The sequence below is a fragment of the Paenibacillus sp. LT-B23 genome, from assembly GCF_059417685.1.
This window is the reverse complement of the sequence record NZ_JBSQBM010000032.1, coordinates 38,640-52,960: the sequence shown is the minus strand read 5'-3', so window position 1 is coordinate 52,960 and position 14,321 is coordinate 38,640. Positions and strand designations below refer to the sequence as shown.

The window sequence follows — 14,321 nt, the reverse complement described above, 5'->3', positions numbered from 1 at the left end:
GAATCGAGCTGGGTGAGATTGAAGCGGCCTTGCTCGCATACGAAGGCGTCCGAGCAGCGACTGTACTTGCCCTTGATGACCGGGATGGCGGCAAATATTTATGCGCATATTTCGAAAGCGGAGAGAGTTTGAACACATCTATATTAAGGACTCACTTGAAGGCATTATTACCGGATTACATGGTGCCGAGTCATTTCGTTCTGCTAGATGCTATGCCGCACCTGTCCAGTGGTAAGGTTAACCGGAAAGCGCTACCCGAACCGGATAATAGGATTCGAACCACCAGATATGTTGCACCAAGAAACGAAACGGAAAGAAGACTGGCGGAGATTTGGGAGAAGATGCTGGACGTATCCTCCATCGGTATACGCGACAACTTTTTTGAACTGGGCGGACATTCACTAACGGCGACCCGACTCATGTCTCGAATCAATAAGCTGCTACAAGTTGAAATTCCGCTCCGTGATATTTTTGCACATCCGACAATCGAAGAAATGAGTGTTTTGATCTGCGGACCAGAGGTTGCGGCCGGGACGATGGTGGATATTGCCCCTGTTGAGCTCCGTGATTCTTACCCAGTGACATCCGTTCAAAAGAGACAAATGATTTTACATCAGTTCGAAGGAGCGGAAACGGCGTACAATATGCCCTTCGCTTTACTCATGGAAGGAGATCTGGACATCAAGCGACTGGAGCAAGTGTTCAGGGATCTAGTGTGTAGGCATGAGGCATTGCGGACATCATTTGAGTGGAGCACACAGGAGCCAGTGCAAAAAATCCATAGTGAGGTTCCATTTCAATTGAGTTTCCGGCAGGCTGATGTTGAAGACGGAATAGAAGCACAGGCCAAACAGATTCAGGCGATATTCAAGACGTTCGTAAGACCGTTTAACTTAGGTCAGGCTCCTTTGTTTCGGGCGGAGTTGGTGCGTATTTCGGACAATAGACATATTTTAATGGTAGATATGCACCATATTGTTGCAGATGGTGTTTCCATGAGCATTTTGGCTAACGATTTCACAAAGTTGTATCATGGGAGCTCGCTGCCACAATTGCATCTTCAATATAAAGACTACGCCGTTTGGAACAGTGAGTGGATCAAAGACGGGCACTTGATTAAGCAGGAACAGTACTGGCTAGACTTGTTCTCGGATGAGCTACCTGTACTGAATCTACCAACTGACTTCATGAGACCCCAAGTTCAAAGCTTTGAAGGTGATCGATATTCTTTTCAAGCTGACAAGACACTCAGTGAAAGTCTGCAACAATTTGTTGCAGATAATCGGACAACTTTATTTATGGTGCTGCTATCGGCTTACAACGTATTGCTGCATAAATATTCAGGACAGGAAGATATCGTGGTAGGGTCTCCAATAGCTGGTCGTAATCATACGGATTTAGAAAATATTATGGGGATGTTTGTTAACACACTAGTGTTGCGTAACCGTCCAGCTGCTGACAAAACACTCAAGCAATTTCTTCTGGAGGTGCAAAGAAGCAGCCTGGAAGCGTTCGAACATCAGGATTATCCAATAGAAGATCTTGTAGATAAGCTTGAACTATGTAGGGATTTAAGCCGAAATCCTCTGTTTGATACCATGTTCTCTTTAGAAAATACTGATTCGGTAAGCCTGCAAGCTGACGGGATATCCATATCGCCGTATTCTGTTGAAGTTGGCATAGCCAAAGTAGATTTGACATTAACAGCGGAAGCGAATCAAGAGGAGCTCTCTTTTCGAATCGATTATTGTAATAAACTGTTTCACAAAGAAAGTATTGAGAGAATGTCAAGGCATTATTTGCAGATTTTGCAGACTATTGTGGACTATGCGGATATCCGGATTAGTGACGTAAACATGGTTACTACATCCGAAGAAGAGATTCTGTTACGGAAATTTAATGCGGTACCCGCTTATAACGAAAAAAAGAACCGAAAATTGCTGCATCAGCTCTTTGAAGAGCAGGTAGCGAAGACACCAGGGCGTATTGCGGTAACGTTTGAGGATCAACAATGGACATACAGCGAGTTAAACCATAAAGCGAATCAGCTTGCCAGAGTGCTTAGAGAAAAAGGAGTACAGGCCAATACGCTTGTAGGCATTATGGTAGATCGATCTTTCGAAATGATAGCCGGAATCCTAGGGATTTTAAAGACTGGGGGTGCCTATGTTCCTCTGGCACCAGATTATCCTGCAGAGCGAATTAGTCTGATGCTATACGATTCTAAGGTAACCTTATTACTGGCTTCCAATCGTGTTCTGGCTGAATCAACTTTCATGACAGATGCAGAAGCAGCTTGGTTTTCAGGGGAAATCCTAGATTTGGACCAGCTCGATACTATCGTTAAGGAAACAGATTCTAGTAATTTACCTTATGTGAATGAAGCGGATGATTTGGCATATGTGCTATACACTTCCGGATCAACAGGTAAACCAAAAGGAAATCTGACCATGCATTATAATGTGGGAAGATTAGTTGAAAACCCAAATTATATTGATTTAACCGAAAAGGACATTGTTTTGCAGTTATCTAACTATGCTTTCGATGGATCGGTCTTCGATATATTCGGTGCTTTGGTCAATGGTTCAAAGTTGGTTCTCGTACGCAAAGAGAATATGCTGAACCTGGAAAAACTGTCATCCTTAATCCGGCGTGAGCATGTCTCGGTCTTTTTCATTACTACTGCCTTGTTCAACACGTTGATTGATACGAATATTGAATGTTTTACTACAATTCGCAAAGTACTGTTCGGAGGAGAGAGGGTTTCGCTTCCCCATGTGAGTAAGTTGTATGAACATATCGGACCCAATAAAATGCTGCACATGTATGGTCCTACCGAAAGTACTGTGTTTGCCACCTGTTATCGTATTGATCAGATTCATGAAGAAATAGGTACAATTCCAATTGGAACACCGGTTACAGGTACTGCTGTGTATATTCTGGATGAAAAATTAAAACTGCAGCCTATTGGTATACCGGGAGAGCTTTGTGTAGCAGGGGATGCACTATCCAAAGGTTATTTGAATCGTCCTGATTTTACAGAGGAAAAGTTTGTTGATAATCCATTCATTCCAGGCGAGAAAATGTACAAAACCGGTGACATTGCAAAATGGCTGCCAAATGGAAATATTGAATTTGTAGGCCGGCAAGATCATTTAGTTAAAATCAGGGGATTTCGTATAGAGTTGGGGGAAATTGAAAACAAGTTACTATCTCACGAGCGTATTAAAGAGGCAATAGTTGTAGCTAAGCCCGATCAGTCCGGTCAATACCGTATTTGCGCATATATCGTGACTGTTGGAGAGTTGAATACTTCCGGTATTCGTCGTTACTTGGCGAAGTATTTACCGGACTATATGGTGCCATCCAGCTTTATACTCCTAGATAGTCTGCCGCTGAACGCTAATGGCAAAGTGGATCAGAAAAGATTGCCAGAACCTCATATTAACTTAGACATGAATACGTTGTATGAACCACCGACGAGCTCTACGGAAGAGAAGCTGATAAAAATTTGGGAAAGTGTGTTGGGCCAAGAGGGGATAGGGATCGGTCACAGTTTCTTTGATCTTGGAGGAGACTCTATCAAGGCCATTCAGGTCATCGCACGGCTAAGCCAAGAGGGATTAAAGCTGGATATGAAGGACATATTTCAGCATCCCACTGTACAGCAGGTGGCTCCGTTTGTCCAACGTCGAAATCGAGTAATTGACCAGAAGGCGATGCAAGGACAAGTACAGCTAACTCCAATTCAAAGATGGTTCTTTGATCATAAACAGGATGAACGGAACCATTTTAATCAGGCTGTCATGCTGTTCACTCGTGAAGAGTTTAATGAAAAAGCCCTGAAAACTGCATTGGAGGCAATCATACTTCACCACGATGCGCTACGGATGACGTACGAGATTGGTCAGAACGTTGTTCGTCAGTACCATACGGAAATGCGGTTGAAGCCCCTTCATTTGAATATTTACGATTTACAGGGCATTAACGAGGTAGAGTGCAAGATTGAGCAAAAGGCTAGCCTGCTGCAGGCTACCATGGATATAAGCACAGGGGAGGTTCTGCGGGTTGGTTTGTTCCAAACAGATCAAGGCCAGCATTTGCTGATCGCTATTCACCATTTAGTTATTGATGGTGTATCCTGGCGAATTTTACTTGAGGATTTGGAGACCGCATATAGCCAAGCTTTACAAGGTGAGGCTATCGTTTTACCAGATAAAACGGACTCTTTCCAATATTGGTCCGACCGCCTTGCAGAATATTCGAACAGTCGAGCACTGTTGAAGGAGAAGGCATATTGGCAGCAGATCGATAGTCTGCAATGTGAGTCTCCACTGCAACAGAGAACGGTAGCAGATGAGGGAGTAGCGAAAACAGGAAGAACAAGTGTATCTGTCCGATTGGACAAGCAAGACACACAATTACTACTTGGCACGGCTCATCAGGCTTACAATACAGAAATTAACGACCTGTTGTTATCGGCACTCGGATTGACAATTAAACAATGGAAGGGTAGTGAAGTTTTCGCTATTAATCTTGAAGGCCACGGCAGGGAAGAGATCATGGAAGAGATTGATATTACCCGAACCATAGGTTGGTTTACTTCTATGTTTCCTGTTGTACTGGATATGAGGGATGGTGAAGATATTTCATCCGTTATTCGACGAACCAAGGAAATGATTCGAAACATTCCTAATCGGGGCATTGGATACGGAATTTTAAAATACTTGACTAGCGTTGAAAATATTCAGGGGTTGAATTTCAGCATACAACCGCAAATCAGTTTTAATTATCTGGGGCAATTTATGGATGGAACTCAAGAGGGAAGCTTTGAATCGTCACGGCTGTCTCCGGGTCGTTCTGTTGGTGAAGGTGCAGAAAGCCATTTTACACTAGACATTAACAGTATCGTTTCTCAGGATCAGCTGTTACTTGAATTCGGATATACTCGTGGCGAGTATGAAGACGATACTGTTGAACAATTGGCCCTTATGTATATTGAACATTTAAAAGCATTAATTAATCACTGCACAAGCGTTTCGGAAAAGATTCTTACACCGTCTGATTATCAAGATAATGCTCTTTCTATTCATGAGTTAGACCATATTCTCGAACAATTTGGTGGGGCTGGACAGATTAATCATATTTACCCGCTTACCTCCATGCAACAGGGGATGCTGTTCCATTATATGATGGAACCCGAAACTACAGCTTATGTAGAACAAGTCGCGGTTGAAATTGAAGGTGAGTTACAGCAGGAACTTCTAGAACGGAGCTTTCAAGAGTTATTGGCAAAGTATGAAGTGCTGCGTACCAATTTCGTGTACACCGGTATTCGTACACCTCGGCAAGTGGTGCGTAATGATCAACATGCTGAGTTTCGGTTTTATGATCTTACCGGGATGAATGATCACGAATTAACAGTTTATATTGAGGATTACAAAAAACAAGATCTTCTACGTGGATTTGATATATCCAATGAAGCACTAATCCGTATAAACGTATTTAAAACTGCTTCTGACAATTTCCTTATGATGTGGACCTTCCATCATATGATCATGGATGGATGGTGTGTAGGAATTGTCTATAACGATTTTATAAGTATGTATCTGGAATTGGAAAATGGTAAATTGCCTAAGTCAGAAATGGCCCCTGCATATTCAACCTATATTCGTTGGTTGGAAAAACAAGATGTACAGGAGGCAATCCAATACTGGAAACAGGTTTTAGATGGGTATACGCAATGCTCCGTAGTGCCGAAGACGCTCAAATTGCTGGGGAAAGCAGCTAATTATCGGACGAATCAGCTGGAATTTTCGTTCGACCATGCATTGACTCGACGATTAACAGAGATTGCATCACGAAACCGGATTACGGTTAATACTTTGTTCCAATCGATATGGGGTACATTGCTTCAAAAATATAACAATACGAGCGATGTAGTATTTGGAGCAGTGGTTTCAGGACGACCACCAGAAATCCCGAATATAGAGAGTATGGTAGGTATTTTTATCAATACCATTCCCGTACGTATTTGTTACGAGGAAGATGAGAGCTTCATTCGCATGGCAAAGCGGGCTCAGCAAAGTGCTATTGAATCTGTTAAATATGAGTACACATCGTTGGCTGATATTCAATCCGTTTCTGTATTAAAGCAAAGCCTATTAGATCATATTATTGTATTTGAAAATTATCCCGAGTTTGGGGGAAATCAGGAGCTTCAGGAACGCAATTTGAGAATTCATGTTCGAGATATGGCCTTCTATGAGCAGACTAATTATGATTTCAATCTTATTGTTTCTCTGAAAGAAGAATTGAATATTAAATTCCTGTACAACGCTGATACATTAAGCGAAGAATTCGTCGAACGTATAAAAAATCATCTCGATGGTGTGGTCAGACAGATTGCGGATAATCCTGAGATTGCTGTATCTGCCATTGAGGTAACCCCTTTGATAGAAAAAGAAGCCATTTTGGGAAAATTTAACGATACGACAGCGATATATCCAAGGGAGAAGACGATTCATCAGTTGTTCGAGGAGCAGGTGGAACGAACGCCGGAACATCCGGCAGCGCTTTACGAAGGACAGCAATTGACGTACCAGGAGCTGAATGCACAAGCGAATCGGGTGGCTCACGCCCTACGTGAGAAAGGAATTGGACCTGACCAGATGGTTGGAATCGCGGTTCACCGATCGCTGAAGATGATCATCGGCCTGCTGGGGATTTTGAAAGCAGGCGGGGCCTACCTGCCGCTGCATCCGGAGGACCCGGAAGAACGGCTGGCATTCATGCTGGAGGATAGTGGAGCATCCATCCTACTGACCCAGCGGGACCAGGTCGACCGCCTTCGTCCGCACGGAACAGATCGCGAGCTGGTCGCTATCGAGGATCTGCTGATGCCGGGGGTGGAGTCGACAGAAGAAGAATGCGAGAAGAACCCGGAACCCGTTAACCGCTCCACCGATTTGGTGTACGTGATTTATACCTCGGGTTCCACAGGCAAGCCGAAGGGGGTCATGATTGAGCACGCATCGCTGATCAACCGTCTGCACTGGATGCAAAAACGGATCCCGTTTGGAGCGGAGGATGTGATCCTGCAAAAGACACCGTATACCTTTGATGTATCGTTGTGGGAGCTGTTCTCGTGGGCCATTCAGGGGGCGACGGTATGCTTTTTGGAGCCAGGAGGAGAGAAAGATCCGGCAACGATTGCCGAAACGGTTGAGGCCAACGGGGTGACGGCGGTGCATTTTGTGCCGTCGATGCTGGGAGCGTTCCTGGAGTATATCGAGCACAGCGGAGCCGCGGGGAAAATGCACAGTGTACGGCGAGTATTTGCCAGCGGGGAAGCACTGATGACGGAGCACGTCCGACGGTTTAACCGTTTGCTGGGAGCCGGAGGAGCCACGCTGCACAACCTGTATGGACCAACGGAAGCGACGGTGGAGGTGGCGTATTACGACTGTCCTGCCGAGCATGAATCGGAGAGCATTCCGATCGGGAAGCCAATTGATAACGTGAAATTGTACATTTTGGACCATAAAGATCGATTGCAGCCGATAGGGATACCGGGCGAACTGCATATTGGAGGGGACTGCGTAGCTCGAGGGTATGTGAATCGGGAAGAACTGACGGCAGAGAAGTTCGTAGAGGACCCATATGCGCCGGGAGGACGAATGTACCGGACGGGAGATCTGGCAAGATGGCTACCGGATGGAAACATTGAATATATGGGCCGGATCGACCATCAGGTGAAAATCCGGGGTTACCGGATCGAGCTGGGTGAGATTGAAGCGGCACTATTGGCCCATGAAGGCGTTCAGGCGGCAGTGGTGCTTGCTCGAAATGACCGAACCGGGACACCTAATTTATGTGCATATCTAGTCACTGACCCTCAAGTGACTACAGCGATTCTGCGACAAAATCTATCTGTCTCTCTTCCAGAGTATATGATTCCGGCATACTTTGTATTCTTGGACCAGATGCCTCTGACTTCGAGCGGTAAGGCCAATCGGCGTATTTTACTCGAGATAGAGTTGGAGCTTGGGACAGGGCCGAAATACGTGGAGCCGAGCAGTGAGCTGGAAAAAGAATTGGTTGAGACCTGGATGAGTGTATTAGGTATAGAAAATGTGGGTATTGATGACAATTTCTTTGAACTGGGAGGGCATTCTTTAACGGCCATTCAGCTGATATCCAGATTACAGGGGATGATGGTCGGTAACGAAGTGCGATTGAGCAGTATTTATCAATATCCAACGGTTAGAGATCTGGCACAACATTTAGAGCAATTAAAGGGCAGCCACTTGGCACTTGCACAACAATTTGATCAAATCATAGCGCTGCTAAACGATCAGCTGGGTGTTAAGGGAATGTTGCGACAAGAGCAAATAAGTGGAGAAGCCTACATTGTTCTGCATTTGGAAGAGGGGGCAATTTCTCACGAAAAAGAGGTGCTGGAGTTACTAGATGCGAATTGCGCTGAATCGGTCCAGCCTCATTATATCACTTGGTATGGAGAGGAAACCTTAAATCTTGAGAAGGCCAATCTTGCAGACATTCGGAGCATGTGGACAGAAAGGATAGATCGTGATTTGGATGCCTTTTCCCAGGCGATTCTAAGTCAGGAGAAATTGGAGAGACAGCCTGTATCTCCAACTCAACGCTATCATGTCCAAAACAGTGATATTTCTGGCACGATCATCCCGCTAGATAAGCATATTAATCTGCAATATCTGGAAGAAGCGATTCTGCAGATTATACGAGAACAAGAATTAATGAGAAGTACTCTGTGTGAACAAAACGGAGAATTGCAGTGGCAAGTAAGGAAATCACCAGATCGGGTTCCCGTGCCTGTGATTGATATCTCTATTTTTGATCAAGATACACAGCAAGAGATTTTAAATGACGTCATATGGCCATATTTCTACAAGGCACATGAATTGAACGATTCACTCTTATATCGGGTACTGCTTGTGAAGAAGAATCTTAAAGATTATATGCTTCTATTACCTTTTGCGCATTCTATCTTTGACTTTATGAGCAGCGAAATTATTAAGCACCAGTTTAACACTTACTATGAATGTATACGAGCTGGAAAGGATACACCTAAAGGGACTATGAATCGTTATTCTGATTTTACGGCTCATATTATGGAAGGGCCTCAGGGTGTGGATGATTTGGAGCTAGTCAGTGCCTATGATCTGACAGCTTTTGATCATGCAATTCGTCATATAACGGAATTTATGGACCGAAAACCTGTACTTGAAGGACATACGACCATTATTTGGGATTTAAAGTCTTCCAATAGAGCGGTTCACTTGGACAACACGGGTAACTGGGAGATAGCGTTCTTTATCTTTGCTACTTTCTGTAAAATTTATTTTGAGCTTAGCCAAGTTCCGATTTGGGTAACGCAATATGGTCGAAGCTTTGGAGAGAAGCGTTACTATGATGTCATTGGTGAATTTGTGGACCATATTCCGAATTTAACTAATTCAAATCAAAATCCTATATATCTGGAACAGCAAGTTCGTGAAAGTGTTCAATGGGCTGCTGAACATCACATCAGCTTTGCTAACTTAATGTATAACCCGGATGTTCAGCTCGAGTACCCTCTGTCCGGAGGTTACCTGCATCAGGCTTTGGATAGAATGCCAATTGTATTTAATTTCCTTGGTGAGCTGAGAAGTGAGCATCAACTCCTGCAAACGGTGGATCTGGGAAATGCCAATGTGGAAGGTAGAAAACGAATTTTATGCGAAGTTTGGCATGACAGCAAGTCCAATCTGTTTATGGCACTGACTCTTCCCTTTCCCGAAGAGGAAAGTGTGATACGAAATCATTTACAAAGTGCCTTGAAGCAATTGGAAAGACGTTGGGCAGCGGTTCTTTAGCCCTTGCCCTGACCGAATAGGGGGATCTCATGAATCATCCAAAGGAATTCTCATTTTATGCTCGTCGGAATCTATTCATCTTCTCTGTGACAAGGCTTATATCTGAGCTAGGAAGTTCGATCTTTAAGTTTGCTTTAAGTCTATATATTCTAGATATCACTGGATCGGCAACCATCTTTTCAATGGTGCTCGGCTTGTCAATCCTGCCCGGAGTATTTGTCAATATTTTCGCAGGAGTAATTATAGACAGGAGCAATAAGAAGAAAGTACTTGTCCTAACCGAGATGTTAAGCGGAATAGCTTTACTGAGCTTCTTACCAATCTTTCTGTTGGATTCGACGAATGTTATGTTACTTGCCGTGTTCTCAGTCATATTAAGTTTAATTCAATCGTTTACTTTTCTTACGCTAAATGCTTCGATTCCCAATTTAGTAGAGAGAGAGAGCGTTCATAGCGTGAACTCTTCTTATCAAAGCATCGGAGCAATCATTAATGTACTTGGCCCAATACTGGGTGCAATTGCTTACCGAGCTTGGGGATTGGAAACGATTGTGATGATTAACGGAATAACATTTATTGCGGCTGGCTTGATGCAACTGTGGTTACAATTTAGAAAGTCTGATGAAGAAACAGTGTCCTCAAGTTATTTAGAGAGTGTAAAAGATGTGTTTGCGTATATAAATAAGCAAAAAGCCATAAAGTATTTACTTGCCATTTTTGTCGGTATCAATTTTATTCTTGCTCCGCTAATTCAGGTCGTACTACCGTATGTGACTTATCAGGAACTTCAACTTTCAGCTCAGCAATTGTCTGTCATTCAAGGAGCATGGTTCGTGGGAGTCATTGCGGGAGCAATTCTGGTTTCACGTCGGAAAGTACATCAATTTGTTATTACAAAGATATTTATTTTGTTTCAGCTTCAAGCCATTTTATTTCTGACGTGGTGCTTTCCAATACTGTTCCCATTCACGTCAGAAAATCTATTACAGATAACTGTCATCTACATTTTCATTTTGGCGGTAACGGGATTTTTCAATTCGATGAGCAATGTTCCGATGATATCTTATGTACAGTTGTATACTCCAGAGCATATCAGAGCCGGGGTTTTCGGTGTGATCAGTTCGATGACTATGCTGGCAACTCCACTCGGCATATGGCTGTACGGAATATTGTTGGATAGAATTCATTGGATATACCTTCCACTTGCTTCGGGAGCAGTTGCTCTTGTGATTGGTATCATGGCTCATAGGAACAAATCACTTCGTAATTTTTTCAGTCAAAGTGCCGAACCGTTCCTTGAAAAAGCAGGGGAGAAGGAACAGGTATCGGTTTCATAAACGAAGCCTTCTCAATAATATTAAACATTTACTCATTATGAGTGAGGATATTGGACTTGAACTGATAGGCCAACTAAAGTTGGCCTATTTTCTTAGTTTTATTAAATGTATGTACGCTAGTGTAAGTAGGATTCCTAGATGATTTCATCCTGTAGCTGTGAGGTAAAAAGACAAAGAAAAAAAGGCTGTCTTAGAATTTGGCTGTGATTGCTTGTATAATCAAGCTCTTTCATCACATAGATGCCATTTTCCATAAGCCAGCCTTTTTCATTTATTTTTTGCTTTGAGTCACTTTTCCTTTTACATCACCAACGCTTACTTTGCCATTTCCACTTTGAATAATTACTACATCTTTTGAAACTTGATCAATATCCAGAGAGCCATCACCTAATTCAATATAGGCAGTTCCACCAATTTTATCTGCTTTAATATGTCCATTTACATTTTCAATATTGACATCTGAGGAGGAATCTTGAATAGTAATTTCTCCATCTCTATTTTTTAAATCAATCGCTCCTCCGATTTCTTGAAGTGTAATATTACCATTAACATTGTCTATGCTTACATCCGAGGCTAAATGGTTTACTTGAATATCACCATCTCTGTGTGGGTGTTTAATTTCTAATTTGATCTGTTCCGGAATTGTTAGCTTGATATCTACGTTTTGGGCACCCGTTGACATAAACTGTCCTTCAAAGAATGCATTAAGTGTAGCTACTCCGTCCTTTCCTTCCAGACTCAGTTTTAGTTTATCCATATTGTTACCAGTAGCAATGACACTAGCTTGTATTTTGTCTATATTCTTTTTCCCAATAACCTCTATTTTTCCGTTACTATTATCTAAAACCAAACTGGAAATATTCGCTGCAGATAATTCAAGTTCCTTGTTTGAAGATGTTGCTGGTTTCGAAGAACAAGCTACAGTTAACAGTAACATTGAAAAAATCATTAAAGTAGTAATCCATTTCATTACATTCACTCCATTTCAATATAATAATTATAGATTTAGGTTACATCTCGTTTTGTAAAAATAGGATATGAAATGAGATGCATAGCGACAAGATGAAGGAGAAGGATGAAGAGGGAGAAGCCCAAGGTCATTCCCTCCACTGGTGCTGTTCCGAAAAAATAAGAATTTAGATCTGTGTTGGAAAAAACAAAGTATTTTGTCCAGGACCATCCATTCATTGTAATACTTAAGACGAATCCTGCAATAGCTGTTAGCATGGAGAAAACAATAGAAAACGTTACACTGCGGAATGCAGCGGAAATCATGAATGCAAATGTCAACACGAGTACCATAAAGGGGATATTTAGCAAAAATCCACCCAATAGCGCTTGAATCATATTTGCTTGCTGAATGGTTTGATCCTTAACGAACAAGTAGGAATCACCAATACCATTAAAACCAAACATTAACCCACCGAAAAATACGGCAGCCAGAAATGTGAGGAGAACCAAAAATAGCCCGAATAATAAAGTGGAAATGTATTTGGCAAAATAAATTTTTGTGCGTGTTGCTGAACGGGTCAATAAAAATTTAATCGTACCCGCAGAAAATTCCGAGGCTACAATGTCTGCCGCCACAATAAGGGCTAACATAGAAATACCTACAATTAAGTTTCTGGCTTGATTAACCGTAAAGCTCCAGGGACTTAATTGAGGGGGAAGATTGTGATCCAAGTAATACTGGTTCATAAGAACTTTTTCTGCTGCCATTTTTTTCTCAATAGGTAATGCATCTGACTTTGCTGCATCTCTTGTCAGCTTGGAATTTTCGTGCTGTAAAAGTGTTTTCCAACCTTCATTATAATCGGTGACTCCGGAGCTTTTTAAATTAGCCATTTGAATGATGACATACAAAATAAGCAGTATGATGATAATCCAGGTACGTTTACGCTTATAAATCTTCATGTTCTCATTGCGAATTAACTGAATCACTTTTCGATCCCCCCTGTGATTTCAATGAATTTCTCTTCTAGTGTCTGTTTCGTGATCTCAACACTGTATATGTTCACCCCCGTGTCCATGAGCTTTTTTGTTATTTCTGGGATTTGATCTTTTGTAACGGTGACCTGTAAAGTTTGTTGATCCGCAATAATTTCTTTACCTGCCAACAGAGATTGGAGTACTGGAAGAGCCAACTCAGGTCTGTCAACTTCGAATCGAACTGGAGCGAGCTTACTTCCCATCATTTCAGCGACAGAATGAATACCAATCAGTTTTCCTTTATTTAAAATAGCTACTTGATCACACATCAGCTCCATTTCAGCCATCAAATGGCTAGAAATAAGGACACCAACCCCTTCCTTTTGAGACAAATGAATTAGATGCTCTCGAAGTTCTCTGATTCCTGCTGGGTCTAGTCCATTTGTTGGCTCGTCAAGTACAAGTAAGGAAGGTTTATGGATAAGTACCACCGCCAGCCCAAGTCGTTGTTTCATTCCGAGAGAATATGTCCCTACTTTCTTATCTATGCTGTCCTCAAGTCCAACCAGTGAAATCACTTCCTGAATTCGTTCCGAAGAAATGTCTGGAGACATTCTGGCAAAATGAATCAGATTGTCATAACCGGACAAATACTTGTATAAGTCCGGATTCTCCACAATTACCCCTACATGCCTCATTGCTTTCTCAAAGGATCGACCAACATCTTTTCCTTGGATAAATACCTGTCCTCCTGATTTTGAACTTAATCCAACAATCATTCGAATAGTGGTCGTTTTCCCTGCTCCATTCGGACCAACGAGCCCCATAATTTCTCCTGCTTTCACATCAAAAGACAATCCCTCTACAATGGTCCTCTTCCCAATCTTTTTGCTTAAATTGCGAATCTGTAACAGTGACAATCGCGTTCTCCTCCCCCGCTTAAGTTTTGATTATTTATAAAGTATCAGAAGCGCAGTCATACTCCCTAGTGACAAAATGTCATGACCTTGTTATGATGATGAAAAGATTGAAAAAATTACCTTAATTATAGAAGAATGGGGTACTTTGCATGTTTGAATGTAACATACGTTGGACGTGGCAAGAATGGATTGTTGCAGTATTTCGAACCTTGTGGTTGATATGCTTTGTTATTTTA

General features: G+C 42.3%; 5 protein-coding genes. 2 read left to right on the top strand and 3 right to left on the bottom strand.

Going from position 1 to position 14,321, the window contains the following annotated elements; translation table 11 throughout:
- Positions 1–2: 2 nt before the first annotated feature.
- Entirely contained in the window at positions 3–9,899 is a 9,897-nt protein-coding gene (locus ACWXW9_RS26980; RefSeq protein ID WP_494931890.1) for an amino acid adenylation domain-containing protein, read from the top strand.
- 29 nt (positions 9,900–9,928) lie between these two features.
- A complete protein-coding gene (locus tag ACWXW9_RS26975) occupies positions 9,929–11,236 on the top strand; it encodes an MFS transporter (protein ID WP_494931889.1) in 1,308 nt (435 codons plus the stop codon).
- 271 nt (positions 11,237–11,507) lie between these two features.
- On the opposite strand, the gene ACWXW9_RS26970 is transcribed toward ACWXW9_RS26975, so the two are convergent.
- Genes ACWXW9_RS26970 through ACWXW9_RS26960 form a run of 3 tightly spaced genes read right to left on the bottom strand, consistent with a single transcriptional unit; the run spans position 11,508 to position 14,085 of the window.
- Complete coding sequence (locus ACWXW9_RS26970) at positions 11,508–12,206, bottom strand: DUF4097 family beta strand repeat-containing protein (protein ID WP_494931888.1); 699 nt, start codon at positions 12,204–12,206, stop codon at positions 11,508–11,510.
- A gap of 35 nt (positions 12,207–12,241) precedes the next feature.
- Complete coding sequence (locus ACWXW9_RS26965) at positions 12,242–13,177, bottom strand: ABC transporter permease (protein WP_494931887.1); 936 nt, start codon at positions 13,175–13,177, stop codon at positions 12,242–12,244.
- On the bottom strand, positions 13,174–14,085 hold the full coding sequence (locus tag ACWXW9_RS26960) for an ABC transporter ATP-binding protein (RefSeq protein ID WP_494931886.1): 912 nt from the start codon (positions 14,083–14,085) through the stop codon (positions 13,174–13,176). Before ACWXW9_RS26960 ends, ACWXW9_RS26965 begins: the two co-directional genes overlap by 4 nt.
- Positions 14,086–14,321 lie beyond the last annotated feature (236 nt).

Coding starts and splice junctions, on each gene's coding strand:
- ACWXW9_RS26975 (WP_494931889.1), top strand. CDS start 9,929: ATGAATCATCCAAAGGAATTCTCATTTTATGCTCGTCGGAATCTATTC.
- ACWXW9_RS26970 (WP_494931888.1), bottom strand. CDS start 12,206: ATGAAATGGATTACTACTTTAATGATTTTTTCAATGTTACTGTTAACT.